The organism is Paenibacillus gallinarum (assembly GCF_014836635.1).
Lineage (GTDB): Bacteria > Bacillota > Bacilli > Paenibacillales > Paenibacillaceae > Paenibacillus > Paenibacillus gallinarum.
This window is the reverse complement of the sequence record NZ_JACSQL010000004.1, coordinates 44,120-68,736: the sequence shown is the minus strand read 5'-3', so window position 1 is coordinate 68,736 and position 24,617 is coordinate 44,120. Positions and strand designations below refer to the sequence as shown.

27 protein-coding genes are annotated in these 24,617 nt (G+C 40.9%); 18 read left to right on the top strand and 9 right to left on the bottom strand.

Going from position 1 to position 24,617, the window contains the following annotated elements; translation table 11 throughout:
- Positions 1–120 precede the first annotated feature (120 nt).
- The 3 genes from H9647_RS11335 (at position 121) to H9647_RS11325 (ending at position 4,356) form a co-directional block, all read left to right on the top strand.
- On the top strand, positions 121–1,497 hold the full coding sequence (locus H9647_RS11335; protein WP_191799924.1) for a hypothetical protein: 1,377 nt from the start codon (positions 121–123) through the stop codon (positions 1,495–1,497).
- Positions 1,498–1,654: 157 nt separating this feature from the next.
- Positions 1,655–2,254 carry a DUF5317 domain-containing protein gene (locus H9647_RS11330; RefSeq protein ID WP_191799922.1) on the top strand — a complete coding sequence of 200 codons (600 nt, stop codon included), beginning with the start codon at positions 1,655–1,657 and terminating at the stop codon, positions 2,252–2,254.
- A gap of 239 nt (positions 2,255–2,493) precedes the next feature.
- Positions 2,494–4,356 (top strand): bifunctional diguanylate cyclase/phosphohydrolase, encoded by a 1,863-nt coding sequence (locus H9647_RS11325; protein WP_191799920.1) that lies wholly within the window; start codon positions 2,494–2,496, stop codon positions 4,354–4,356.
- Between the two features lie 85 nt (positions 4,357–4,441).
- On the opposite strand, the gene H9647_RS11320 is transcribed toward H9647_RS11325, so the two are convergent.
- Positions 4,442–4,612, bottom strand: a complete 171-nt coding sequence (locus H9647_RS11320) for a hypothetical protein (protein WP_191799918.1) — start codon at positions 4,610–4,612, stop codon at positions 4,442–4,444.
- Positions 4,613–4,984: 372 nt separating this feature from the next.
- Here H9647_RS11320 and H9647_RS11315 point away from each other — a divergent pair, with 372 nt between their 5' ends.
- Positions 4,985–5,827 carry a sensor histidine kinase gene (locus H9647_RS11315; RefSeq protein WP_191799915.1) on the top strand — a complete coding sequence of 281 codons (843 nt, stop codon included), beginning with the start codon at positions 4,985–4,987 and terminating at the stop codon, positions 5,825–5,827.
- Positions 5,824–6,480 carry a response regulator gene (locus H9647_RS11310; RefSeq protein WP_191799913.1) on the top strand — a complete coding sequence of 219 codons (657 nt, stop codon included), beginning with the start codon at positions 5,824–5,826 and terminating at the stop codon, positions 6,478–6,480. Before H9647_RS11315 ends, H9647_RS11310 begins: the two co-directional genes overlap by 4 nt.
- A 66-nt stretch (positions 6,481–6,546) precedes the next feature.
- On the opposite strand, the gene H9647_RS11305 is transcribed toward H9647_RS11310, so the two are convergent.
- Both H9647_RS11305 and H9647_RS11300 read right to left on the bottom strand, forming a co-directional pair.
- A complete protein-coding gene (locus tag H9647_RS11305; RefSeq protein ID WP_191799911.1) occupies positions 6,547–6,945 on the bottom strand; it encodes a TIGR02328 family protein in 399 nt (132 codons plus the stop codon).
- 16 nt (positions 6,946–6,961) lie between these two features.
- Positions 6,962–8,212 (bottom strand): DUF445 domain-containing protein, encoded by a 1,251-nt coding sequence (locus tag H9647_RS11300; protein WP_191799909.1) that lies wholly within the window; start codon positions 8,210–8,212, stop codon positions 6,962–6,964.
- A 534-nt stretch (positions 8,213–8,746) separates the two neighbouring features.
- Between H9647_RS11300 and H9647_RS11295 the strand changes: the two genes are divergently transcribed.
- Positions 8,747–9,208, top strand: a complete 462-nt coding sequence (locus tag H9647_RS11295; protein ID WP_191799907.1) for a hypothetical protein — start codon at positions 8,747–8,749, stop codon at positions 9,206–9,208.
- Between the two features lie 75 nt (positions 9,209–9,283).
- Here the strand turns inward: H9647_RS11295 and H9647_RS11290 are convergent, their stop codons facing one another.
- Both H9647_RS11290 and gpmA read right to left on the bottom strand, forming a co-directional pair.
- Positions 9,284–9,499 carry a hypothetical protein gene (locus tag H9647_RS11290; RefSeq protein ID WP_160035944.1) on the bottom strand — a complete coding sequence of 72 codons (216 nt, stop codon included), beginning with the start codon at positions 9,497–9,499 and terminating at the stop codon, positions 9,284–9,286.
- A gap of 115 nt (positions 9,500–9,614) precedes the next feature.
- On the bottom strand, positions 9,615–10,379 hold the full coding sequence (gpmA, locus tag H9647_RS11285; RefSeq protein ID WP_191799905.1) for a 2,3-diphosphoglycerate-dependent phosphoglycerate mutase: 765 nt from the start codon (positions 10,377–10,379) through the stop codon (positions 9,615–9,617).
- A 297-nt stretch (positions 10,380–10,676) separates the two neighbouring features.
- Here gpmA and H9647_RS11280 point away from each other — a divergent pair, with 297 nt between their 5' ends.
- The 3 genes from H9647_RS11280 (at position 10,677) to H9647_RS11270 (ending at position 12,160) form a co-directional block, all read left to right on the top strand.
- Positions 10,677–11,501 (top strand): transporter substrate-binding domain-containing protein, encoded by an 825-nt coding sequence (locus tag H9647_RS11280; protein WP_191799903.1) that lies wholly within the window; start codon positions 10,677–10,679, stop codon positions 11,499–11,501.
- A gap of 75 nt (positions 11,502–11,576) precedes the next feature.
- Positions 11,577–11,885, top strand: coding sequence for a hypothetical protein (locus tag H9647_RS11275; RefSeq protein WP_191799901.1), 309 nt, complete (start codon positions 11,577–11,579; stop codon positions 11,883–11,885).
- 119 nt (positions 11,886–12,004) lie between these two features.
- Positions 12,005–12,160 carry a hypothetical protein gene (locus H9647_RS11270; protein WP_191799899.1) on the top strand — a complete coding sequence of 52 codons (156 nt, stop codon included), beginning with the start codon at positions 12,005–12,007 and terminating at the stop codon, positions 12,158–12,160.
- 100 nt (positions 12,161–12,260) lie between these two features.
- On the opposite strand, the gene H9647_RS11265 is transcribed toward H9647_RS11270, so the two are convergent.
- A complete protein-coding gene (locus H9647_RS11265) occupies positions 12,261–13,010 on the bottom strand; it encodes a Crp/Fnr family transcriptional regulator (protein WP_191799898.1) in 750 nt (249 codons plus the stop codon).
- Positions 13,011–13,202: 192 nt separating this feature from the next.
- On the opposite strand from H9647_RS11265, the gene H9647_RS11260 reads away from it, so the two are divergent.
- The 6 genes from H9647_RS11260 to H9647_RS11235 all read left to right on the top strand — a co-directional run bounded on the left by H9647_RS11260 (position 13,203) and on the right by H9647_RS11235 (position 17,529).
- A complete protein-coding gene (locus H9647_RS11260) occupies positions 13,203–13,661 on the top strand; it encodes a GAF domain-containing protein (protein WP_191799895.1) in 459 nt (152 codons plus the stop codon).
- Between the two features lie 134 nt (positions 13,662–13,795).
- Positions 13,796–14,449 carry a response regulator transcription factor gene (locus tag H9647_RS11255; protein WP_191799893.1) on the top strand — a complete coding sequence of 218 codons (654 nt, stop codon included), beginning with the start codon at positions 13,796–13,798 and terminating at the stop codon, positions 14,447–14,449.
- The gene (locus H9647_RS11250; RefSeq protein ID WP_191799891.1) at positions 14,442–15,557 is read left to right on the top strand and encodes a PAS domain-containing sensor histidine kinase; all 1,116 of its coding nucleotides are present in this window, start codon (positions 14,442–14,444) and stop codon (positions 15,555–15,557) included. Before H9647_RS11255 ends, H9647_RS11250 begins: the two co-directional genes overlap by 8 nt.
- A gap of 313 nt (positions 15,558–15,870) precedes the next feature.
- Positions 15,871–16,368: an Lrp/AsnC family transcriptional regulator gene (locus H9647_RS11245; RefSeq protein ID WP_191799889.1), complete on the top strand. Its 498-nt coding sequence runs from the start codon at positions 15,871–15,873 to the stop codon at positions 16,366–16,368.
- Between the two features lie 15 nt (positions 16,369–16,383).
- The gene (locus tag H9647_RS11240) at positions 16,384–16,971 is read left to right on the top strand and encodes a chromate transporter (protein ID WP_191799887.1); all 588 of its coding nucleotides are present in this window, start codon (positions 16,384–16,386) and stop codon (positions 16,969–16,971) included.
- A gap of 3 nt (positions 16,972–16,974) precedes the next feature.
- Positions 16,975–17,529, top strand: coding sequence for a chromate transporter (locus H9647_RS11235; protein WP_318245294.1), 555 nt, complete (start codon positions 16,975–16,977; stop codon positions 17,527–17,529).
- 77 nt (positions 17,530–17,606) lie between these two features.
- Here the strand turns inward: H9647_RS11235 and H9647_RS11230 are convergent, their stop codons facing one another.
- Entirely contained in the window at positions 17,607–19,982 is a 2,376-nt protein-coding gene (locus tag H9647_RS11230) for an Ig-like domain-containing protein (RefSeq protein ID WP_191799885.1), read from the bottom strand.
- 197 nt (positions 19,983–20,179) lie between these two features.
- Between H9647_RS11230 and H9647_RS11225 the strand changes: the two genes are divergently transcribed.
- Both H9647_RS11225 and H9647_RS11220 read left to right on the top strand, forming a co-directional pair.
- Complete coding sequence (locus tag H9647_RS11225) at positions 20,180–21,136, top strand: IS30 family transposase (RefSeq protein ID WP_191799883.1); 957 nt, start codon at positions 20,180–20,182, stop codon at positions 21,134–21,136.
- 790 nt (positions 21,137–21,926) lie between these two features.
- Complete coding sequence (locus H9647_RS11220; protein WP_191800317.1) at positions 21,927–22,703, top strand: MBL fold metallo-hydrolase; 777 nt, start codon at positions 21,927–21,929, stop codon at positions 22,701–22,703.
- An 84-nt stretch (positions 22,704–22,787) separates the two neighbouring features.
- Here H9647_RS11220 and H9647_RS11215 read toward each other — a convergent pair whose 3' ends face one another.
- On the bottom strand, positions 22,788–23,237 hold the full coding sequence (locus tag H9647_RS11215; RefSeq protein WP_191799881.1) for an Lrp/AsnC family transcriptional regulator: 450 nt from the start codon (positions 23,235–23,237) through the stop codon (positions 22,788–22,790).
- Between the two features lie 117 nt (positions 23,238–23,354).
- Between H9647_RS11215 and H9647_RS11210 the strand changes: the two genes are divergently transcribed.
- Positions 23,355–23,909, top strand: coding sequence for a cysteine hydrolase family protein (locus H9647_RS11210; RefSeq protein WP_191799879.1), 555 nt, complete (start codon positions 23,355–23,357; stop codon positions 23,907–23,909).
- Positions 23,910–24,007: 98 nt separating this feature from the next.
- Here the strand turns inward: H9647_RS11210 and H9647_RS11205 are convergent, their stop codons facing one another.
- The gene (locus H9647_RS11205) at positions 24,008–24,349 is read right to left on the bottom strand and encodes a winged helix-turn-helix transcriptional regulator (protein WP_191799877.1); all 342 of its coding nucleotides are present in this window, start codon (positions 24,347–24,349) and stop codon (positions 24,008–24,010) included.
- Positions 24,350–24,617 lie beyond the last annotated feature (268 nt).

The following is a 24,617-nucleotide window of genomic DNA, read 5'->3' as shown; positions in this document are numbered from 1 at the left end:
TAATTGACACCATTCTGAACCTAGTGGTAAGATGATCCCTAAATTTAGAAGATTAAACATACATAAATGGTAGGTTTAGTAGGATTATAACGTATTTAACCCAACTTGAGGAGTGGTCTTATGAAAAAAGTTCTATTACAAACGGTCGTTGCAGCAAGTGTAGCTCTTTCGATACTTCCCTCTACATCCGTCTTCGCTTCCATCCCAGTCACCAAGGCAGCATCCACATCTACGGTAAGTCAGTATGCTGGAGCAGACACGATCGAAGGTTATGTGCAATTTCTCAGTAACAAGTACGGGATTGCGTTTGGAACAGAACCAACAAAGGGCGATTTTATCGAAGCGGTGGCAAAAGTCCTTCCTATAAATGTAGAGAGCGACAACCCTGTGTTTACAGATATCGATTCCTCTGATCCGCTCTATCCATCAGCGGCCAAACTCTACAAAGCCGGGATCATCACAACAACTACAGTTCATGCGGATGCGAAACTCACTCCAGTGACAGCGCTGTACATTGCAGTGAAAGCAGCAGGAATCCAGGAACTTAGCTATACTTATCCATCAGCTAAAGTAGAAGCTTCTCTTAAAAAACTGGGGTTTTCACCTTCTCGCATTCAAGGTAAAGCCGGCTCCGAGATTGCTGCCGCGGTGGATACAGGTCTCCTCCCATCTTCCTTATATAAAGAAACAGTAACAGCCAAACAAGCTTCGAGTGAATATGCAGCGGCTCTACTTGGACAAGTACTCGAATTAAACGGAAATTATAAACATAGCATTGGTAAATCCAGCGATGCAGACATCTATTCCAAGCTTAGCGATGCTTATAACACATCAGATTTGATCTCTGCCCCCGATCTTCGTGCAATCGTAAATGAAGCACTGGAGAACAATGAAGTTACTGGTTATAACCTGAAAGATGCTAGGTTTAACTCTAATTTTATAGATTCATTAAAACTTACGTATGGTCATGATGACATTAAGCATGCGAAGCAGTTAATCGGACTTTTGCGCAGCGAAGGGATTCAGGCCGACATTCAGCTTGAGCCCAAAACATCGGCATTCATCTATTTAAAAGAGTGGGGCGAGCCAAAGGAAACCGACAATTATAAAGTAGAGCAAATAGCAAATGGCAACTACATTGCTTATGCGAAGGAATACGATCTTGAACTAGAATTTAACAATACTGATGATAAAAACCGATTCAATAATATAGTGCTTACTTATGCCAAGAAAAATAGTGACGAACAGAAGGATCTTCTGTATGGATCTTGGTGGCAGCCGCTATACTACTCAACAACTGCACTTTCGAACTATGAAGTCATCGTAAATAACAAAATAGCTAAAGGAAATTACTATGCTCAATCGTTTACTTTGAAAGAAAATGCAGGAAAAGTATCCGCTACTCTTAAAAAACTCGCCCCGGATGCCGATATATCTAGTTATAAACTGTGGGTCGATGTACCTTTTTATAACTATTTACAAGGTGGATTTGAGTAACTCCTTAGTAATTCTTTATTAGTTCCTTAACATGCAAACATTAATTTTAGTATCAGACAAATTAACTAAAAAAATTTTGAAAAAAAGAAGGAATTTGTATCTACTAGTCGAATATATCTATCTGACTGGAAAAAATATGATATACGGAGATTAACACATGGTCTATGATGGTATAATTCTTGGACTTCTCGTCGGATTGTTTAGAGGCGGTCTAAAGAATGGTCTCATGCAGTTTGGTCAGATTAAGTTAAAGGGCGGACTTATCTTTCCGATCCTTCTACTCATTCAGTTTCTTATTTTCCGCTTCCAAGGAGATGCCTCCTGGTTAGCACCTGCTTCAGGATATTTCTTTATGTCCATTTACGTTATTGGTATGGCGTTTCTATGGATGAATCGACAGAATAAAGGCTTTACGATCATTCTCATCGGTGTTTTTCTCAATTTTCTTGTGATGGCTGTCAATGGCGGCCGGATGCCTGTATCACTCGATGCAGCACAAGTATTGGGGCCATATTATACAGAACTCCTATCTAGCGGCGATGCAGTGTACAAGCACTATATGCTGGATGCCTCTACAAGATTGTCGTTTCTTGGGGATATTATTCCTCTCTCTAATCCTTATCCACGAACTCAGGTCATTAGTATCGGAGATGTCGTTATGAACCTTGGCATTTTCTTGTACATTCAGAGTATCATGGTTCCAAAAAAGGATAATGAAAATCAAGATCTCGCACCTAGTTTACATACATCTAACTAATTTTTAAGGAGGATACATACTATGAAAAATACTAACATTGCTCGCATCATCATGAATGCGGTTATCGTAGCTTCTGTTGTTGTTGCACTTACTTCTGGTTTCTCCCTTGGCTAATAACTAGACAAGCAGTTCACTACTAAAACAGGCGAATAAGCCTGTTTTTTTATTTATATAATGAAAATGATTAATGTCATGATAAAATAATACAATAAGACGAAGATATAGGAGAAATTAGTCTCATGACAAATCTCTATTCAAAAATCAAGAAATTAGATGTTAGTATGTGGTATATCGTTATTCTATGCTTAGGTGGGTTTTTGACCTTCCAAAACATCAATGGATGGGCTTTTTTTCATTATTCCAGCGAGCAGTGGGTTCAGCTCTACGTTATGGTGGGAGCTACTTTAATACTGAACAGCCTTATGTTCCGGCTTCCTCCAGAAGGAAATTTAATGTCTTTTGATTCTTCCATTTATCTAGCATGTGTCTTTATCTACGGAAGTCAATTTACTCTGTCCGTACTACTGATTTGCTCCTTGTTATACGCAATCTATAAGAGAGGCATACCATGGTGGAAACAATGTACCAACTTTGCCCTTTATTCTATTATGATTTCTCTTTGTTATAAGGTCTTTCTATTACTGGGTGGCAGTCTTGGCACTGTAGATTCACTTAACTTAACCTCATACATCGTCTCTCTTGCTGTATATTTTATAGTTAACACTCTCGGACTTTTTCTATACTATTATCTTTTATACCGTAAGGATCTAATAAACACCTTAAAAGGATTTGTTAAGGATACCGTACTTGTATACCTATGCATGTTAATCCTCTCTCTTGTGTTATGTGTCTTAATCGTAAACAATGGAACACTCGGTCTCATTCTATTTCTTAGTTTGGGTATTATGTTATCGCATGCTTTCCGTCTATTATTCTCTATGTATCATCAGATACTGAATCGTTCTAATATTGATCAGCGGACCGCACTCTATAATCATAGTTTTTTTGAAAGTTCGCTTGATTATCATATTATAGAAGCTAAAGTTAATGACAGGCCTCTTTCACTAGCCATGATCGATATTGATGATTTTAAAAAATACAATGACAGCTTCGGTCATTTAAAAGGTGACCTGCTCATCAGTTTTCTTGGTTCTATGTTGAAAGAAGAAACAAAAGACACATCAATTGTGGCTTCCCGTTATGGTGGTGAAGAGTTCACTCTTCTTATGCCGGGATATGACTACGAAAAGGCTCGACATTTTGTTGATAAGATGAGAAAAAAACTAAACGATACTCCTTTTGATGGTGTAGAAGTTTTTCCACATAAATGCTTATCTTTTTCAGCTGGAATCGCTCAGTACAGTATAGACCTATATGATAAATCGCAACTTGTAGACCATGCCGATAAAGCACTGTACTACGCTAAGAAACAAGGAAAAAACACCGTACATACTTATGGCTGTGACTTAATAATGGAAGACGAACTAGATTTGTCTCATGAAGTAAATTACATCGAGCAACAACTCAATTTATTTATGTACAAAGATATAGATACATTCAAGCACTCAAAAAGAGTGTACAAATATGCATTAGATATGAGCAATATTCTATCATTAGACAAAGAAGAAAAAAGAGAATTTGTTCTTGGTGCACTGATTCATGACATCGGGAAACTTGAGATTCCGTGGGGCGTTTTGAATAAAGAAGGAAAACTTACTCCTGAAGAGTGGGAGACCATCAAACAACATGTTACCTGGGGAAAGAAAATTGCACTTACCGATCCACGTTTTAGAGATTTAATCCCTTATATCGAGCTTCATCACGAACGATTTGATGGTAAAGGTTATCCTCATGGACTGAAAGGGAAAGAAATCCCTAAACTATGCCGGATGCTCACCGTTCTTGATTCTTTTGATGCCATGACTACAGAACGGCCTTACCAGAAAACAAAAACACTGCAAGAAGGTATTATTGAGCTTCGAGCTTGTGCCGGGACTCAGTTTGATCCAGAGCTAGTCGAGATCTTTATTGCCTATATCCTTGGCCAGTCACCAAAAAACGATCTAACTTTGCAGGAAGAGACCGCTCCTTATATGGTATAAAAAGAATAGAACCCGGATCCATCAGCTTCTGCAATCGCCAGAAGTCGATGGACCCGGGTTCCTTTTGTATTAGTAGGTATTTAGCTTAGCGTCTTTCCGTGTTCAACTCATGTGAAGTTTGATAGAGTTCTTTAATCATTTGTTGTAAAAACATGCTTTGCTGTCTTGTAATGCCCTTTTGATTTTCCCGAATTAGCAATTGTTCAATATTTTTCTTCAGTAGTTCACTGCGACGTTCCAACACTGCTAGACTCATGTTTCTACATACACTCCTTTTAATTACTCTAATTTAGTAACGCTCATAGCTGCTGAGATGAGAAGAACTTTGGTTTAAAGCACCTCGTTATTAGCAACATCGATATTACCATAAGTATACAGAAGGACGGGGTACAAAGGAAAATTGCATTCTGCGTAAGAATACAGCATAACGGGAAGTGAGCAAGGTTGACTCTCCCCTACCGCCTTTTTTTCATACACATCCTTCCATATACTTGAAATCACGCACCATGTTTCTATTTACCCCTTCTCCGATGGCTGAAACTAATCCCTTTCCTTCAATTAGAAGGTATAATAAAAATAGTTAGTGTTTTTACTTTGATTTCCCCTGTGATAAGGAGTGCAGCTGCTCATGAGCTATAAACATATTAAATGGATGATTCTTATCATCCCAACGATTACGGTCGGTTTATGGGAATACATTAGACATCAGTTTCTTATGCCCTATCTCTCAATGGAGGCTGGCAATTGGCTGACACCTTTCATTATTTATCTGGTCAGCGTAACCCTGTTAAATAAATTATTTCAGGTCATGGAACGTGCTCAGGCAGAGTTAGAGAAAGAAAAAGCAGCAAAGTCTGCTCTTGAGGCTAGAGAACAAATGGCAAGAGAATTGCATGATGGGATTGCACAATCTTTATTTTTATTATCAGTACAAATGGATAAAGCGGACCGCAATTTGTCTGGTTCTGCTCATCAAGGTGAACTGCGAGATGCAAGAAAAACAGTGCATGAGATTCATCATTATGTGAGACAAGCCATTGCTCAGCTCAAGATTCCGCCCGATCCCGGTGATCTTCCTGCACACCCTCAGCAGATGCTTAGACAGATTGAGGATCTGATTTACACCAGTCGTCTGGAATCCAAGATCAGCTGGAATATACCCGATGAGGACTTAACCACGAAAGAACAAATTGAACTGATCGCTTGTATTAGGGAAGCCGTTCTCAATGTCCGCAAACATGCCAACGCAGGTTTTATTCAAATTACGGGCCAAGGAAATAAGGCATCGTGGGCCGTATCCATTATGGATGACGGATTAGGGTATAAAGGTGACCCTTGGGGTAGACCGGACCGATATGGCCTCCGGATTACGAAAGATCGGGCCGCTGAAATGGGCTGGGATTTTGCTTTTTATAACCAAGAACATGGCGGGACGTGTATGACCATAATGAAAGGAGGACCTGATTCATGAACAATACACGAGTACTCATCGTAGATGACTCTGCTCATGCGCGGGCAGCGATCGAGGCTATTTTATCTGAGGACCCCTCATTTGAAATTGTAGGGAAGGCTACCAGCGGTGAAGAAGCACTCCGGCTTACTGAGGAATGGATGCCTGACTTAATTCTGATGGATATCAGAATGCCCGGTATGGACGGTTTGGAGGCAACGAGGCTGATCAAGCAGCGCTATCCCTATGTCATCATCGTGATGGTAACCGTCTCGGATGATGTGACCCATCTGTTCGAAGCACTTAAACAAGGCGCTCAAGGCTACCTATTTAAGAATCTCTCTTCCTCGACCTGGCTGGAATACCTAAGAGCCACTGTATGCGATGAAGCCCCGTTCAGTCAGGAACTTGCCTATCAGATTCTGCAGGAATTCCCCAAAACGATGAAAACGGACGATAACCGCCCACCCTTAACAAATAGAGAAAGAGAAATATTGAACTGGGTGGCTTCTGGAAAAACGAACCGAGAAATAGCCGATGCACTTGGGATATCCGATCAAACCGTTAAAAATCATTTGAAAAACATTTTACAAAAACTACAACTTGAGAATCGGGTTCAGCTTACCCGTTATGCCATCGAACAAGGACTAGTGGAACGAGATTTCCCCCGATAACTCATAAAAGAATACAACAAAAGCAGACCTCTACCATTCGATGAGATCTGCTTTCTTTATTGTTATCTATATAGCCGATCCTTGATCCTTTTCCGCTATAATAATATGAATCCCTTTTGAAGCCAGGTTCTGCGTACATTCTTCCATATAGGCATCGTCATGTTCGTCGTAACGGCCATATTCATCAAGTGAAGCAATGAATTCTTCTTCCCATCGCTCGCTCTGCTTTCCACGATACAGCGGGTCTTCCCATAGAATATCGACGTTGTACCCCCGGTTTTTCATTTCTTCAATAATTAGCAGATGATATCTAACTAATTTCATGGGGTGATATTCAAAAACATAATTTACGGTAGCGTGCTTCTTCCCCCAGCCTTTTCCGCGGAGCGCACAGCACTCACGATGCTGACCGAGCAGCTGAGCTCTGGGAAGTTTTCCAATTAAGTCTTCATGCCATAGGCGCATTATATGAGCCCCTTCCTCATACAAGAAGGATTTGAAGAACGGTGAGTACAACACCAATCAAGAATCCGGTAACTGCCCCATTAATCCGAATCCACTGCAGATCCTGTCCCACCTTATCTTCGATCATTTCGATCAACGTTTCATTATCCATTCGATCTACATTTTCTCTTACCAGTGTTCCGATTTTGGAATGGTTGCGTTCTACTAGGTTTGTGACACTGTTTACGATTTTCTGATTAATACGCTGTATCCATTCATCATTAGCCTTCACTTCGGAAATAAGGGATTCAATGATAGGGAGAACGTGCTCTGATACATATTTTCCATCTTCCATATATACAAGTGCCTGATCGCGTAGCTCCTGCATTTTATGTAACACGGTCATCTCCGCATCCCAATTTTCAAGAAGCGAGTCTTTCCAATCACTCAGCCCTGAGACCACTTTGTCTGAATGAGCCAGTCTGACCAGCTGTCCCCGTATACCGGCTAATACCTGATGACGATTGGGATGTCCCTCATATTTCAGATCCTGAACCTGTTCGTATAAGAAACGCTGAAGAATTCCGCCAAGACGCTCTTCATTGAGATAACCCATAAGTGCATTCATGGCAAATTGCATAAGCCCGTTCACTTGCACCGAGTTCAGAGCCTTCATACCGACTTCGCCAAGTGTATATAATGCTTCCGGTTTCATAAGCCATGCTTCAGCTTGGTCCAGTCCGTAATCAAGTGCAATTTTATCGTAGCCTTTGCTGGTAATCTGCTGTTCTGCTTTGGCTAGCAATGAAGATACGTCCACTTGTCCCATCTGACGTTTCATTTCGTTTGCCACGAGTGGAGCAATACGTTCAAGAGGCAGCGTAGCTACAATCCGTTTAGCGAGAATATCAATTGCATCCTTCGTTCCCTTTGAATGCAGTTCTTTCTCGGCCATTTCAAGGATCATTTCACTGATCGGCATCCCTGATATTTTAGCGGAGATACTTTCTTTGTTCAGTAAATTATTCTCTACAGCGGATACCAAGCCATCAGTCATCTTATCCCGATTTTTGGGAAGCAGTGCAGTGTGCGGGATCTTTAAACCGAGAGGATGGCGAAATAATGCGGTGACTGCAAACCAGTCTGCCAATCCCCCCACGAGGCCCGCTTCAAACGCCCCAATGAAAATCTTCCCGGTTATGCTTCCATGAAAAGGCAAGGAGGCAGCAAACCCCGCTCCCATAATGACCAAGGACCATGTTGCTGCTTTTTTTGTCTGTTTAACCATATTTCTAGACTCCTTTGTATATATATCTTAACTTTCATTTACTGACATTATTTACTCAAAATATTCCACGATATGCTAAGGTTAGTATTCATCTTATCACCACAATCGTTATATTCCAAACCTGCTATATTCAAGCTCACTAAAACGATGTTACTTTCAGCTCTATACGAAATTAATAATCCTACTTTAGCCCTCAGTCCCCATCTTCTTTTATGTATGTAAAGTACGATTTATCCAAAAAGACAACGCTTTCACTAGACGTGCGAAGGGGGGAACCCTATAATAAGCTCAAGAAAGAATTCTTAAGAAGACTTTCCTTCTTTTCTCATTAAATTCTAATGTTGCTCTTTCTTTATTCTCATTTAGCAAAGGTAATATGAATTTGTAAGCAAGTGAGACATGAAGAAATAAACGTATTGGTGAACAAGATTTTTATTTTCTATTCCATCCTAATTATCTGATTCACGGCGATTCGTTGATCAGCATTTGGTGTTAAGTGATTACATGAATTTTCATTGAGAGGGGAATATTATTATGCCTGATAATAAAATTGAAGATTTTGAGGTAGAGAAAGTATTCGAAAACCGTTTGCATGAGCGTCTGGCATTCACTTTTAAGGTGAAAGAACAAGAATTCAAAGGACATTATCATAATGAAGAAATTCAATGGCTTAACCCTAGCCCTATACAATTACTTGATGAAAGTACAGTAGAACGTATTGAAGCAACAGTACATTCCTTTATGCAGCATTATCTCGTTTTAAATGATATTCAGGATATAGAAATCACACCTGTATTTGAGGATACTCCGCATGAGCGTCATAAAATATGTATTCATGTACAAGGTGAGGATTACAAAGGTTTGGTACATAATGGGGAGATACAGTGGTTTCATCCACAACCATTGCAGAACCTCGATAAAAACACGGTTCAGGCCTTAGAGTCTGAAATCCATGAAATAGTAGAACAACATGAACAAGAAAAGAATGAAAAATAAATACGATAAAATAGGATAAATATCAAAAGAGGAGACCTCTATAGAGAGCCTCCTCTTTAATCATGTTATAAAGACTTAAGAAGCACAACTTTCACACTCTTCAATATGGCCTGAGGCATCCATTATTTTCAGGAGATTCCCTACAATTACATCTTCTATTTCCGTAAATTCGAGGTCGGCAATCCGATCACGAATCGCATCTCTTGCCTTCTCTTCTGATTCGGCAACCCAGCTGAATTCACTTATGAATCCAGTAGATATTAGTTCATATTCGAACAAATAACGGTTCATGTAAGTCCCTCCATTCTATATGATCCTACCCTGATTTATATCATGAATAAAAATAGGATAAGCTCCATTTTATATGGTCCGCTCTACCTTGTCCACTTTTAAAAGAACCTCATTATTATGCTGGAGGTCCTTTCGTTGTACTCTCTTTACTTATATGTTTTGGAATAATTCCCGCTGGGAGAGGTCCTTCCATACCCAGATAGTAATGACGAATTGGCTTTAGCTCTTCATCCAGTTCATAAACCAGCGGTATTCCGGTTGGAATATTCAGATCGATAAGACTATCTCCTTCAAGGTGATCTAAATGCTGAATTAAAGAACGCAGCGTATTTCCATGAGCTGCAATAATAATATGCTTGCCCGAGCTGAGACCTGGTGTAATCCGTTCCTTCCAGTAATCCAGCACCCGCTCCTCGGTATCAAGTAAATTTTCGGTGCGCGGATATTCTCCTTCCTTCATCGCTCGGTACTGTGGAAGGGAGGCTTCATATCTAGGATCATCCAGGGAAAGCTCAGGAGGACGCACATCAATAGATCGACGCCAGGATAATACCTGCTTCTCTCCATACTTTACGGCTGTTTCTGCTTTATTAAGTCCTTGTAAAGCTCCATAGTGCCGTTCATTCAGTTTCCATGTCTTATAGACAGGGATCCACATCATATCCATTTCATGAAGAATAATTCCTAATGTGCGAATCGCGCGCTTGAGATATGATGTATATGCTTCATCAAATACATACCCATTTTGCTTCAGAATGAGTCCTGCCTGCCTCGCCTCTTCAAGCCCGGCTTCCGACAAATCGACATCGGTCCAGCCTGTAAAACGATTCTCCAAATTCCATTCACTTTGACCATGGCGAACCAGTACAATTTTAATCATTTGTTCCCCTTCTTTCTGCTAAACAGTTTCACTTGTTACAAATTACCCTATATGAATTCGTTCATAACTCATCCCTGAATATTCCCACTTATAAACGAAAGGGAGCAACCATCTATGTTTGATCTTACTTGACATAAGCATTGCTCTGATCCCAAAAGGTGTTGTATTATCTTAGTTGTATTTACTATATATTTCCTATTTGGATTATGTACCTTTTTAAACACAAAAATTATTCCGCCGGTTCCTAAGCCGGCTTATTTTCTGAGTATCCAGCCTAAACATAAGGAGCTGAGTTTCATGGTAATGAACAAAATAGCGACAAAATTGCTGTTCTTGTTCCTGCTTTCTTCTTTTACCATACTTCTCTCAGGATGCAATAACTCGGATTTATCTGATGAAACTGTTGATCCAGCAGAAGTATTTGACACTATCGAAGTTATTCAAGAGCGCGGGAAAGTAATTGCTGGGGTTCGATTCGATACGCGCCTGTTCGGACTAAAAGATTCTAAATCGGGCAAGGTAGAAGGGCTCGATATTGACATGGCAAGAACACTCGCTAAAAAAATTCTCGGGGATGAAACAAAAGTAGAATTAAAAGAGGTTACTTCCAGCACACAAATCCCCCTGTTAAAGGATGGACAAATTGATGTCATTATTGCGGCAATGTCGGTTACGGAAGATCGTAAAAAGGAAGTCGATTTTAGTGATGTTTACTTCTATGCCGGTCAATCTCTCCTCGTACCAAAGGGCAGCCCGATTAGGGGATTAGACTCTTTATCCTCCGATACTACGGTGATCGCTGTAGAGGGCTCTACTTCAGTGAAAAGTATAAAAGATAAGGCACCTGAATCAAATGTCGTCGAATATAATGACTATCAAGAAGCATTTGCTGCTCTTAAGTCTGAGCAAGGAGATGTGCTCACAGCGGATAATTCCATTCTGCTTGGGATGATGCGCGAAGATGCTAACTTTGAAATGGTCGGCGGGCTTTTCACAAATGAGTCTTACAGCATAGCCATTCATAAAGGCGACCAAAAGATGGTGGATACCGTTAACGAAATGCTGAAGGAATTGAAAGAAAGTGGAGAGTATACGAAACTCTATGAGAAATGGATTGAATAGCCCTCTAGTGAAGCCAATTAGTATGCGTCTCCATGAAACTGTCCATACTTCTAACAAAAAGGAGGACTTACTCACGTGAACACATTTATAATTGCTGGCTTTATTCTATTTCCCTTCGTACTGAGCGGACTTTCGTTACTATATAAACCTTTGCAGCGCCTGTTACACTTTATCGCGTTGTTCTGCATTTATCTTGCGGGTATTTCACTTCTGCTCGCTGTTTATCATACCAATGCGAGCGGAACTACGTTCACTACTCAGGTCCATCATATTTTGCTAGACCCGATGCTACTTATTCCTGCTGCCTTTTTAGGGATCTACATCCCCTTTCTCATCATCACTTATTTACTTCTTCCTAAAAAAGTAAAGAAAAATAACGAGTAATGTTTGCATTTCCAAGAGAAACCATGCATAATAAAATTATTGATAATGATTATCATTATTGTGAGTTGTCTAACGTAGATAACCTGCACATTTTATTATAAAGGGGACTTAAGGACAGAATGAACATATCGGCAACCAAAACGAATTTGAAACTTGACGATTACTTGGACCTTCTCAATCTGGCAGTGTCCATTGGCGATGAAAAATGGCAAAAAGAAATTGTACGTAAGTTGTCCTATACTTATCCTTCCAGCAAGCTGGTCTCAAATAATTAATTCCATTCTATTGTAGAGGAGCTATATGCTCTTTCTAGAATAAAAACATAGAAAAAGACACCAGCAGGTGTCTTTTTTATTTGCGCTATGATCCGTTAAGTTACATCCGGCAAATTTTCGACGAGCAAAGATTCCCTGCCGGGCAGCCGCAGATCTGATGCAGCGCACTCAGTTCACGAACAAGAATTCGTCCCTGCGATACTTCTACGATCCCTTGTTCTTTCCAACCACTCAGCGTCTTCGTTACATTCTCTCTCGTTGCTCCAATAAGCTCAGCAATATCTGCATGATTCAGTTTTTTAGTGATTAGTACGCCTTCGGGCGTCATTTTCCCATAACTGTTACATGCTCTTACGAGTACCGAAGCGAGCGCACCCGCTTTACCATTCATCAAAAGGTCGCGCAGTTTATATTGTAGTATACGCTGTGCAGTTCCCATTAAGCGAATAAATTCCAGGGCCATCTCTCCGTTTTGGCTTAGGTAGATCTCTAGATTCCGGACCATAATGACACCCACCATGCCCCCTTCTACCACCTCTGCCTCAAATCCGTGAAATTCTCCTTCGATTCCTCCGAATTCCCCTACCAGATCATCTGCCTGCATAAACGAAAGAATAATCTCTTTTCCGTCCTCATTCGTCTTTGTCAGCTTCACACGCCCCGACTTCATGTAGTACAGCGCCTCTACCTCATCACCTTCATAAAACAGTCGATCCCCGACATTGATCGATTTAAGTTGCATCAGACCTTGGAGACCCTTTTTCAGTTCAGCTTCCCCTTGGCTAGTCTCATTCCCTCCGCACATGGTCACCTCTACCTCACGTCCTCTTCTGGCTAATACTAATGTCATCTTAAATCGCCCCTCGCTCTTCTAATATCTCTATTGTACTTAATCCCCCCATATTACGGATCAGGGAATCACCTGATAAAAGTACTAAAATTCCCCTAACTTTCTAATTTAGCCGATATCTAGTGACATATTTCACAGCCTGTTTCTCGAAAACGAGTAATCTTAGTTGCATAAATCAAACCAAAGGATGTGATGATGATGCAATGCTTATCCCCTGCAGAAGAGTATATTGTAGAGCAGCTGCAACATAGTCTACACGCAGACTTCACCGCCATCTTGCTCCTCTCCAAAACAGACGGAAAGCTGCATGTCATCTTTCAGACGGGAAGCCGCAGTAAGCGCACATCAAAACTAGCATTTAAAACAAACGAAGGTATTGCAGCCCCTGTCTTTAAGTCAGGCCGAAGTTTTATCTCAAGTATGGCTTCAGACCATGCTTCTCTGCTGTTTCGTACCTGTCCCCTCCTACTTGCAGAGCGGCTTACTAGCATTATTTCCGTTCCACTCTTGCAGGATCAAACACCGGTTGGGATTCTTATCACCGGTCTAAGAAACCATTCTCGCACCTTTCATTCGAGTGAGATCCAAGTGGTACAACGTGAAGCGGGCCGACTTTCCTCTTCTATGACAAACATACTGAATGTGATCTAACATGGTGAACCAATTATGTAAAATAACAAATGTTTAGCTCTCTTTTTACTTAAAGATCGGTGCAGCCCTACTCTAACTGTAGTAAAATGTTAAATACATCACACCGGACCTTAAAGGAAAGGGAGGACAACCAATTGATTCGTATCGTGATTGCTGACGACCATATTGTAGTACGCTCAGGACTATCTGCTTTGTTACAAGGAAGACACGAGATTGAAGTGATTGGAGATGCAGCAGACGGAGACGAAGCGATAGCCAAAGCGGAAGAGCTGAATCCGGATGTTGTACTCATGGATTTCAGTATGCCCCCTGGCAAGGATGGCCTTACTGCAACCGCTGAACTAAAACAAAAAATGCCTCATGTCGGCGTATTGATTCTAACCATGCATGATGATGAGGAGTATTTGTTCCGAGCAATTCACGCAGGTGCTTCCGGCTACATACTCAAAAGTGCTCCTCATGAAGAGCTCATAGCGGCGATTCGCTCTGTGGCTGATGGGACTGCCTATTTATATCCAAGTGCAACAAAGAAGCTAATGAAGGAATACTCTGATATGATTCGCCGGGGAGAATCAGAGGGTCCTTTTGAAACTCTATCTGATCGTGAAAAAGAGATTATGGCCTGGATCGCCAAAGGGTATTCCAATAAGGAAATTGCCGAGCAGCTTATTATCAGCGTCAAGACGGTTGAATCCCATAAGAGTAATCTCATGGATAAACTTGGTCTAAAAAGCAGACCAGAGCTCGTCAAACTAGCAATGAAGAAAGGGCTCATGACTTATGACTGATACCCAAAGCTTTACATCTCCTTTTCAGAACTATTCCATTGATAAACTCGTAAATGAAGTAGAGCACCACATAGAGAATGATACAGTGAAGGATGAAGTGAAAAGCGCTCTCCAGGAGCTCACCGATCTTAAGATTGCTCTAGATGAATCATCTATTGTCGCTATGACAGATACAAAGGGTAAAATTCAGTATGTAAATGATAAATTTTGCGAAATATCCAAGTACTCAAGAGAAGAACTGCTCGGACAGGATCATCGTATTATCAATTCGGGATATCACGATGCTGCTTTTATGAAGGAGCTTTGGACGACCATCCGTGAAGGAAAGGTATGGCAAGGGGAAATTCGCAATACAACCAAGGACGGAAAATTCTACTGGGTAAATACCACGATCGTGCCGCTAATGGATGAACAAGGAAAACCTAAAAAGTATTTAGCGATTCGTAACGAAGTAACGAGACTGAAGCAGACAGAAGCCGAGCTGCAATCCATGATGACCAAAGTCATTCGGATCCAAGAAGAGGAGCGGAAACGTTTCTCAAGAGAGCTGCATGATGGGATTGGGCAAAGCCTCTACTCCCTCGTAATTCAGCTGGATCAACTTACTTCAAATGAATCGGTTGGTAAATCCGACTTACAACCTTTGCGTGAACAGGTGACTGCGATCATCGAGGATGTAAGAGGTCTAGCCTGGCAGCTTCGTCCTTCCGTATTAGACGACCTTGGTATTGTTCCTGCGATCCGTACCTATATTGAGAAGTTCATAGGTTATTATGGAATTGATGTCTGCTTTGAGTGTCACTTACGTCGTAGACTGCCCCATAACCTGGAACTGGCGATCTATCGAATCATTCAAGAAGCGCTGACCAACATCGCCAAACATGCCGATGCAGAAGAAGCGAAAGTCACGATTGATGATCGTGAAGCGAAGCTGCTCGTCACGATAAGTGATAATGGAGAAGGCTTTACCGTTGGAGCAGCCGGCAGGGAAGCTGGTGTCGGCCTTTTTAGTATGGAAGAAAGAGCAAGAAGTGTTGGCGGCACGCTGACCATCACTTCTACTCCTGAAGAAGGAACAAGCATCACCATCATTTTTGCTAAAGAATAGACGTGCATAACTATTAATTAAAAAACCAACGAGTCATCGATTTTAGGTGACCTCTTGGTTTTTTATTTTTTAACAATTCGTATTTGTATTAATCCGTTCTATTATTTGAATACTCTTATTGATCTGGCTCTTCGGTCCATGGGATCGGAGAGCTGATTTGCTTCATTGATGTTCAACTATACAAATAGAAGGAAATATATTATAAAAACGAACAAATCGAACTCAAATCATTGACTCATCTTACGAAAAGTTATAAATATAGGTATATAAATTACATAAAGAACGTTTCGAATTATTGAAAGGTGGTCTAATGATGAGTGAAGATTGGATAGATCAGGTTTCATCGGAGATACCCCGCATGCATAACCTCGATGATATTGATCGCAAAATACTAGCAGCCCTGCACCAGAACAGCCGTATATCCTATACTGACCTTGGTCAGCAAATCGGCTTATCCCGCGTTGCCGTTCAGGCCCGAATTAACGCACTGTCCGAGAAGGAAGTCATCGAACGCTTCACGGTTGTGATTAATCCGGTGAAAGTGGGCTTATCTGTATCTGCCTTCTTTAATGTAGACATTGAACCGCAGTATTTGGATGAAGTGGCAGAGAAGCTTGATCAAGAGCCGGCGGTTACTAGCCTGTATCACATGACAGGTCCGAGCACGTTACATATGCACGGCATCTTTGCAGATATGGAAGAGATGGAACATTTTCTACTAGAGAAAGTATACAAAATGCCCGGGATTGTGAAAGTAGAATCCCAGCTGCTGCTCAAACGCTACAAGAGCCGCATGGGCATGCGCTTATAGGAGGAGACATCAATAATGAACTTACAGCCTTACAAAGAACTGGCCATTGGAATGGTGAGAACCGGTATTTTGGGATATGGGGGCGGCCCCTCTGTTATTCCCTTGATCCGCTATGAAGCAGTTATCCGCTATAAGTGGATGGAAGATGAAGAATTTGGAGAAACCCTCGCTCTCGCCAACGCCCTGCCTGGACCGATTGCAACTAAAATGGCAGCGTATCTCGGCTATAAGCGAAAAGGAGTCTCCGGTGCCATTGTCTCGGTGCTTGCTCATATCTTGCCATCGAGTATTGCTATTGTTGCTCTGCTCGGGGTGATGTACACCTTAAAAGACTCCAAGTACATTGCAGGAATGATCGCAGCGGTAAGACCCGTTATCGTCGTCATGCTTGGTATTATGGCTTATGAGTTTGCCCTGAAGGCCTGGAAAGGTCTTGGAAAAGGATTTGCTATCTTGTTTGGAGTTCTTGCGTTTATCCTGCTTCAGTTGCTACAAATCCACCCAGGGATCGTGGTTATGCTCTTCCTTGGTTATGGCATGTTCCACCTAAACCTCGTGCAGCGATACAAACGTGACAAACAAAGCGATAAAGGAGTGTCATAAACCGTGGAGCAACTACAAACATGGTGGGAACTGTTTTGGGGATTTTTTGTAGCCAATGTACTTGGTTATGGAGGCGGCCCTGCATCCATTCCACTTATGCAGGAAGAAGTCGTAAACCATTACGCTTGGATGACAAATGAACAATTTGGTGATGTGCTGGCGGTAGCAAATGCCCTGCCTGGACCGATTGCGACCAAAATTGCCGCTTTTGTGGGATACCAAGTAGCCAGCTGGCCGGGATTCATTATCGCTACCCTCGCTACTGTTGTTCCTTCCGCAACAGCACTCATTCTACTACTTAGCTTACTTAATAAATACCGTACATCTAACGTAGTAAAAGGAATGACGCTGCTTGTTCAGCCTGTCATTGCTGTCCTCATGATGTTACTAACATGGGAAATGGGAATTGTCTCAATTCATACAATTAATGTGTGGCAGACTTTGATTATTGCTGGGATTGCACTGTTTATACTCACAAAAACAAAGCTTCATCCCGCATTTGTTATCCTCATTGCATTTGCGTATGGAGCGATTGTCTTGTCTCATACAATCGTCTAAATGATATCTAAGTGATAAAAAGCCGCTACCCCCTTAATGGGATAGCGGCCTTTTCTGCTTGTTACATCGCTAGGTATTTACTCCGTAACGACAAGACTAACTTTTGATTTCTTGCCGGCAAAGCTGACCGTAATCGTCGCTTTTCCTTTTCCAGTTGCCCGTATAGTACCGTCTTTTACACTAGCGACGGTGATTCGGGAAGAAGTCCACATCGCTGGTTTCGATACGTCTGCCTCGGAACCATCCGCATAGGTTGCTTCTGCCGTAATCTTTACCGTTTGTCCTTTTTTCAGTGTCAGACTCACTTCATCGGTTTGCAAGTACTTTAGTGTATCTACATCTACGGGTACACTTTCTGATTTACTGCCATATTTAACTGTAATCTTAGCTTTTCCGTAATCTATTGCTTTCACTTTCCCTTTGCTCACCGTAGCTACTTTATAGCTGTTTGTTTTCCATTCTGCAGCGCTTGTCACGTCACGTGTAGAACCGTCGCTGAGCATTACATTCAGCGTCAGATCTATCGTGTCGCCTGATTTCAGAGAAAGAGCAGACTCCGAAATTTCCATGCGTTCAATGACGTCCACTTCTACTGCAATTGTCACCTTCTGATCACCATATTCAGCGGTAATATTGGTCTTACCCTTGCCGTAAGCAGTAACTAATCCTTTTTTCACATCTGCTATACGAGCACTGCTTGATTTCCAGGTTGCATCATTGCTTACATCCTGCTCATTTCCGTATTCATCAGACGCAGTCAGCTTAAGTTGATACGTTTCTTTGGAGAGCAGCGCTACGATGGGAACGTCAGCTTGCAGGCCGCTTGCGAGTCCTACTTCTACCGCCATAGTAAGAGTCTTACCTTGATATTTTGCAGTAATGGTCGCTTTACCTGTCTTTATTCCTGTAATTAAACCACCCGAAGTAACCTCAGCAATCTTCTCATTACTTGAGCTCCATTCTGCTTTATCTGTTACGATTTCCTCACGATCTTCTGCGTAAGTAGCAATTACATTCGCTTGCAGGGTTCCGTCTACAGGAACTACCCCTTTTTTGTTTGCCAGTGCTACTTTGGTCGGAATGTCTACGCTAACTGCTACCTCAACCGTTTTACCGCCATAGGTTGCTTTTACCGTGGTCTTACCTGACTTATATGCCGTCAGATTTCCACTCTCTACAAAAGCAACGCTTTCCTCGCTTGATGTCCAGGTTGCCTTGTTCGTTACTTCCTCTGTTACACCGTTTGCGAAGGCTGCCAACACTTTAAACGTGTGCGTTCCGCCTACTTTGAGTCCGAGTTCTTCCTTATCGATATCCAGATGACGAGCAACTTCTACATCCACTGGAATTTCAACTGTCTGATTGCTGTATTTCGCTGTAATCGTTACCGATCCAGACGCATTAGCATACACCTTGCCATCAATGACATCCGCTATCTTCTCATTACTGGAAGACCATACCGCTTTAGTGGTTACATCATCCTTGGAATCATCAGGATAAACAGCCTCCAAGTTGATTTGTTTTGTTTCATTTAATTTCATGAAAAAACTTTGCTCGCTGGCAACCAGCTTACGTGTCTTATCTACATCCACTTCAAGTGTGGTTGTCTTCGTACCGTATTCCGCTGAAATCGTTGCTGTACCTGCCTTGTAGGCTACAATATTACCTTTGAACGCATCAGCAACTTTCTCATTGCTGGAGGACCATACGGCATCTGCTGTAACATCTTTCGTCTCTCCATCTGGGTACGTTGCTGTCAGGATCACTTTCTGTTCGTCCTTTAGCTTTCCATCTTTTAAGAGCAGGGATAACTGCGTGTAGTCCATCTCAATTCGTCTTACGACCTCTACGCCAACTTCAATGGTCACACTTTGTTTGCCTAACTTTGCTGTAACGATTGCTGTACCCGCTGACAAAGCATTTACGGAACCATTAACTACAGTAGCTACTTTGTTGTCCGAAGAAGTCCACTCGGCGATACTGGATACATCCTGTTCTGTGTTATCTGTATAAATCGCCTTGAGAACAACACTTGCTTCCTGCCCTGTACGCAGATCTAGTACCTGTTTATCTTTCGTTAGTGCCTTTACTTTCTTTGTAACTTTTACATTAACAGCCTGTGACTCGCCATCAAATGCAGCGACAATTGTTGCCGTACCTTCCCCTTTGGCTGTAATTGTGCCGTTATATACGGAAGCTATAGGACTATCATTACTAGTCCAGTTTGTGCTAATGGTTACATTATTAGATTTACCATCCTTATAGACGGCTGTTGCTGTCAGTGTACTGCTATCCCCGATCTCCAAACTTAGTGAATCCGTGGACAAAACCAGTTTGCTAATCTCCGCATCTGCAGCGGACACCACGTTCACGGAAACAAGCCCTGTTGTCGTCATGACTAGAACGAGTGCCATAAACGCTGCCATTACTTTTGCCAATCTTTGTTTTATCATGATTTCCCCCCATATGAGTTGAGTAGTCTTCTTCTTTTGTCGGTTAGGAAACTTGCGATTATTAGATTTTAAGATCTTTTTATTTAGACGGATTGTAATATGAAGTGCGACACCTTACTCAAAAAATAAAAATGGCCCATGGCCTGATTCGTGTAGAATTAAGTTACCACACCAAATTCACACAGGAGAATCAGTCCATGAGCTATTCACATCTTAGCATAATTGAACGCAGTAAACTAGAAGCACTCTCACGGATAGGATTGTCTGCTCGAGCCATTGCTCGTGAGTTGGACCGCCACCACTCTACCATCAGCCGAGAATTAAAACGAAATCACCGTTTAAAAGGTTATCAAGCGGTAGATTCAAATGAGCGGTATCAGTGCCTTCGCCAAGCCCAAAGTTCACGCGGAAAGTGGACTGAGGCACTTGGTGAAGAGATAGAGAGAAGACTTCAGGAAACCTGGTCACCTGAGCAAATTTCAATGAGCTATGTTCAAAAAGATATGCCCATGGTTTCATTCAAAACGATTTACCGGTGGCTGTATGACGGCCGTTTAACTCGCACTACAGTTCAGCAGTTAAGACATAAAGGTAAGAGACAGAAACCTCAGGAAAAACGAGGCCGCTTCCTTGTAGGCACTTCTATTAAACAGCGTCCTAAAGAGATTCGTTCTCGCGAAACCTTCGGCCACTGGGAACTGGATACGGTTGTCTCTAGCCGAGGAAAAAGCAAAGCTTGTGTCGCTACTTTTATCGAACGAAAAACACGGCTATACACTGCCATCAGCATGCCTGATCGTACCGCACTATCCATGGAAATTGCTGTAGGTGTAGCCGCTGCACAGCACCCAGTGGGTACCTTTCAGAGTGCTACTGTGGACCGCGGTAAAGAGTTTGCATGCTTTCGAAATCTAGAAGAAACACACGGTATGAAGGTGTATTTTGCAGATCCTTATTCTTCTTGGCAACGAGGTTCCAATGAGAATGGAAACGGCTTGTTACGAGAGTTCTTTCAAAAAGGAAAAGACTTCGCAGAGGTATGTGATGAAGAATTGGAACAGGCCCTCCATCTCATTAACAACAGACCAAGAAAATGTTTAGGATGGAAAACAGCCCACGAATCTTTTGAGTATGAAGTGTCGCACTTGGATTGACAATCCGTCTTTAATAAAAAAGTCTACTATTTCAAAAAAACTAATAAAAATTATATTTTTGTCTCTTTTATCTAACATTTGATGTGTATAATAGCTAATGGTGCCATTTATTAATATCGTAAAAAGGGAGTTTACTAAAACATGATTCAAAAACTGGTATTCTGGACTGTTGGGGCTGCTGTCCTTGTCAGTATCGTTATTTTGTCTATTATTTTCTCAAGCGGTGTTCTACCACCTGCACGTTAAAGACAATTCATAACTAGATATAAGACATAAGTAAAGAGCAGCGATGAACTGCTCTTTTTTAAATGATTTCTTCTTTTACACGGTATAGTCACAAGATGATTACATCACTTAATCCATAGAAAATTAATATACATTCAAAACAAACACACATACGTTTACGTATGTGTGTTTGTTTTCATAAATGAGCTGAAATTGTTTTTTTGTTTCACATCAAATAGATCTCGAATAGATAAGAACGAATAACGCTATCATAATTGATAGTATATGTCATAAAAGTGCATACTTTCCCGTGTATCTATACCGACTATATAATACATTCAGACCCCAGTGGAAGAGACATCAAGAAAGGAGAGCAATATAAAAATTTACTTACAATTTGAAATGAGGTTTTATGAAGATGAAAAAGTTTAAAAAGCCCGCTATGCTTACAATGACAGCGGTATTGATGAGTGCAATATTAGCTGCTTGCGGAACCGCGCAGGAAGCAAAGCCTGTAGTAGAGGAGCAAAACACTTCTCAACAACAGCAACAACAAGAGTATGAACTGAATTTTCAGCAAATTCGAAATGCGACAATTACTTTAGAATACGGTGGTCAAAAGTTCTTGGTCGATCCGATGCTGTCTAAAAAAGGTGAATTTGATCCTTTCCTTCCTGCCGAAAGAGATGATCGGAATCCACTCGTTGAATTGCCAATGTCCGTTGATGAACTTCTTGAAGGGGTAGATGCTGTCATTATCACTCATACACATGAGGATCACTTTGACCAAGCAGCAAAAGATCAGCTCCCTAAAGACATTAAGATGTTTATGCAAGATGAAGAGGATGCTAAATTAGCCAAAGAATTAGGATTCACGAATATTGAAGTTATGGAAGAAGAAGTAGCGATCGACTTTAATGGAGTTGAAATTACGGAAGTTGATGGTCGTCACGGTTATGGAGAAACAGCAGAACTCATGGGAAATGTGATGGGCGTTGTATTCCAACATCCAGAAGAAGAAACGGTGTATTTAGCTGGTGACACCGTTTGGTATGAAAAAGTAGAAGAGATCATTGATACCTATACACCAGAAATTATTTTGCTAAATGGTGGCGAAAACCATTTTACTGGAGGTCGTCCTGTTGGCAATCTTATTATGGGTAAAGAAGACATCTATGAAGTATACAAGGCTGCTCCTGAAGCAACCATCGTTGTTAGCCATCTAGAAGCAGTTAACCATTGGGGATTGTCTAGAGAAGAATTAAAGAACTTTATTAACGAAAAAGGAATCCAGTCTAATGTGTTGGTACCAGATGATGGAGAATCCTACACATTTGAATAGTTAATAACTAGGGCACTGCTAGTATTCCCAGTGTTCCTAAAGCAAGATAGGTATAATAACTTCGAGTTATTATACCTATCTTTTTTATACTTGTAACATACTAGTCAGTGGATTTTGTTTCTTAATGTTTTGTATAGATAAATACAGTTTGTAATTCCCATAATCAAGAATTTTATTAAGAAGAACATTCAAACGTTCTTGAGAGTCTACTTTTATTTTCAAATGGTAACAACCTTCACCCGATACTCGGTGAGCTTCCACCACCTCTTTTTGTTCATTAATAAAGGATATAAATGATTCATGATTCGCTGTTTTCATATAGATAATGACAAACGCGGTATAAGAGAACCCTAATTTCATTTCATCTACGATTAGAGAGTAGGCTTCAATCACACCACTTTCCTCCAACTTTTTAATGCGATTCCCTACTGCTTGCCCGGTCATATGGATTTGCGCTCCTAGGTCCTTCCATTGAATACGTGAGTTTTCGGATAGTAACCGGAGGATCTGAAAATCGATGTTATCAAGTTCCATAGTAACTTCCTTTCATCATGAAATCATTAGATGCCAAAGTCTTTCATCAAAGTATCAATAAAAATCATGAACTTATTTATCATTGATTATACTAAATCGATTAACGAGGTGGAAAAAATGAGCACAGCTTTAATTATTGTAGATATCCAAAATGACTATTTTCCAAATGGAAACATGGAATTAAGTAACCCTGAAAAAGCAGCAGCTAATGCAGCTAAAATCCTGGAGTGGTTCAGACAGAATAACAAAGATCATATTTTCCATGTTCAACATGTCGCAAGTGACCCAGCAATGGGCTTCTTTGTTAAGGATACAGAGGGAGTTAAGATACATGAATCTGTTCAACCATCGGAACACGAAAGTATCATCATCAAACATTTCCCTAACAGCTTTTTAAATACAGATTTAGAGCAACAATTAAAAGAAAAAGGGATTACCAAGTTAGTCGTTGTAGGTATGATGACACATATGTGTATTGATGCAACAGTTAGAGCTGCCGTAGATCTAGGCTATGAAACTACCCTTATTGAAGATGCTTGTGCAACAAAAGAATTATCTTATCAAGATAAAATCGTACCTGCTGAACAAGTTCATTATGCGTTTGTCGGCGCTCTTCACGGTATGTACTGCAATGTAGTTTCGACTGCAGACTTCCTGCAACTGAACAACTAATTAAAAAGAGTGGTTAAAAAAAATGAACCCTCTCTGTTAGGTAAACATAAGCCCTAACTGGACGATCGCTGTGAACAGCCCGTCCAGTTAGGGCTTTTTTAATCTTCTTTATATTGTTCTCCCCATTGGCACATCTCCTGAATGAGTGGCCAAAGCGTTTGTCCCTTTTCCGTTAGACTATATTCCACTTTTGGAGGGATTTGCGGATACTCCTCCCGATGAATTAAACCATCATTTTGCATTTCTTTTAATGTAGTACTTAGGGTTTTATAAGTGATTTTTCCTAACATACGTTGAAGTTCGTTATAACGAACAGCACCATTTTGTGAGAGATGATAAATAATAAGCAGTTTCCACTTGCCGCTAATAATCGATAAAGTGTATCCAAAAAACGGTTCCTTGGACTCCTCGTTATTCGTAATTGAGTTATTTATATTCATATCCACGCTATCCTCCTAGATAGTATACATTCATAAGTTATATACGCATTCTTTATTATGTATTAACTATATTATATGTTTATAGTCTAGTAAAGCGGGCCTCTTAAATGAAGATACATTTCATCCCTGGATTTTAGTATGTACATAGATAGCTTATCAATGCGTGAATGCGCCAGTTATAGTAAGCCTCATTTTATAATTCTTATTTGTTAGACATACACTATCTAATTGGATAGTATATGTCTTAAAAGTGCATACTTGTTCATAA

What these genes read in the sequence shown, in the direction of transcription:
- H9647_RS11335 (WP_191799924.1), top strand. Translation starts at nt 121, where the DNA reads ATGAAAAAAGTTCTATTACAAACGGTCGTTGCAGCAAGTGTAGCTCTT.
- H9647_RS11330 (WP_191799922.1), top strand. Translation starts at nt 1,655, where the DNA reads ATGGTCTATGATGGTATAATTCTTGGACTTCTCGTCGGATTGTTTAGA.
- H9647_RS11325 (WP_191799920.1), top strand. Translation starts at nt 2,494, where the DNA reads ATGACAAATCTCTATTCAAAAATCAAGAAATTAGATGTTAGTATGTGG.
- H9647_RS11320 (WP_191799918.1), bottom strand. Translation starts at nt 4,612, where the DNA reads ATGAGTCTAGCAGTGTTGGAACGTCGCAGTGAACTACTGAAGAAAAAT.
- H9647_RS11315 (WP_191799915.1), top strand. Translation starts at nt 4,985, where the DNA reads ATGAGCTATAAACATATTAAATGGATGATTCTTATCATCCCAACGATT.
- H9647_RS11310 (WP_191799913.1), top strand. Translation starts at nt 5,824, where the DNA reads ATGAACAATACACGAGTACTCATCGTAGATGACTCTGCTCATGCGCGG.
- H9647_RS11305 (WP_191799911.1), bottom strand. Translation starts at nt 6,945, where the DNA reads ATGCGCCTATGGCATGAAGACTTAATTGGAAAACTTCCCAGAGCTCAG.
- H9647_RS11300 (WP_191799909.1), bottom strand. Translation starts at nt 8,212, where the DNA reads ATGGTTAAACAGACAAAAAAAGCAGCAACATGGTCCTTGGTCATTATG.
- H9647_RS11295 (WP_191799907.1), top strand. Translation starts at nt 8,747, where the DNA reads ATGCCTGATAATAAAATTGAAGATTTTGAGGTAGAGAAAGTATTCGAA.
- H9647_RS11290 (WP_160035944.1), bottom strand. Translation starts at nt 9,499, where the DNA reads ATGAACCGTTATTTGTTCGAATATGAACTAATATCTACTGGATTCATA.
- gpmA (WP_191799905.1), bottom strand. Translation starts at nt 10,379, where the DNA reads ATGATTAAAATTGTACTGGTTCGCCATGGTCAAAGTGAATGGAATTTG.
- H9647_RS11280 (WP_191799903.1), top strand. Translation starts at nt 10,677, where the DNA reads ATGGTAATGAACAAAATAGCGACAAAATTGCTGTTCTTGTTCCTGCTT.
- H9647_RS11270 (WP_191799899.1), top strand. Translation starts at nt 12,005, where the DNA reads ATGAACATATCGGCAACCAAAACGAATTTGAAACTTGACGATTACTTG.
- H9647_RS11265 (WP_191799898.1), bottom strand. Translation starts at nt 13,010, where the DNA reads ATGACATTAGTATTAGCCAGAAGAGGACGTGAGGTAGAGGTGACCATG.
- H9647_RS11260 (WP_191799895.1), top strand. Translation starts at nt 13,203, where the DNA reads ATGATGATGCAATGCTTATCCCCTGCAGAAGAGTATATTGTAGAGCAG.
- H9647_RS11250 (WP_191799891.1), top strand. Translation starts at nt 14,442, where the DNA reads ATGACTGATACCCAAAGCTTTACATCTCCTTTTCAGAACTATTCCATT.
- H9647_RS11245 (WP_191799889.1), top strand. Translation starts at nt 15,871, where the DNA reads ATGAGTGAAGATTGGATAGATCAGGTTTCATCGGAGATACCCCGCATG.
- H9647_RS11240 (WP_191799887.1), top strand. Translation starts at nt 16,384, where the DNA reads ATGAACTTACAGCCTTACAAAGAACTGGCCATTGGAATGGTGAGAACC.
- H9647_RS11230 (WP_191799885.1), bottom strand. Translation starts at nt 19,982, where the DNA reads ATGATAAAACAAAGATTGGCAAAAGTAATGGCAGCGTTTATGGCACTC.
- H9647_RS11225 (WP_191799883.1), top strand. Translation starts at nt 20,180, where the DNA reads ATGAGCTATTCACATCTTAGCATAATTGAACGCAGTAAACTAGAAGCA.
- H9647_RS11215 (WP_191799881.1), bottom strand. Translation starts at nt 23,237, where the DNA reads ATGGAACTTGATAACATCGATTTTCAGATCCTCCGGTTACTATCCGAA.
- H9647_RS11210 (WP_191799879.1), top strand. Translation starts at nt 23,355, where the DNA reads ATGAGCACAGCTTTAATTATTGTAGATATCCAAAATGACTATTTTCCA.
- H9647_RS11205 (WP_191799877.1), bottom strand. Translation starts at nt 24,349, where the DNA reads ATGAATATAAATAACTCAATTACGAATAACGAGGAGTCCAAGGAACCG.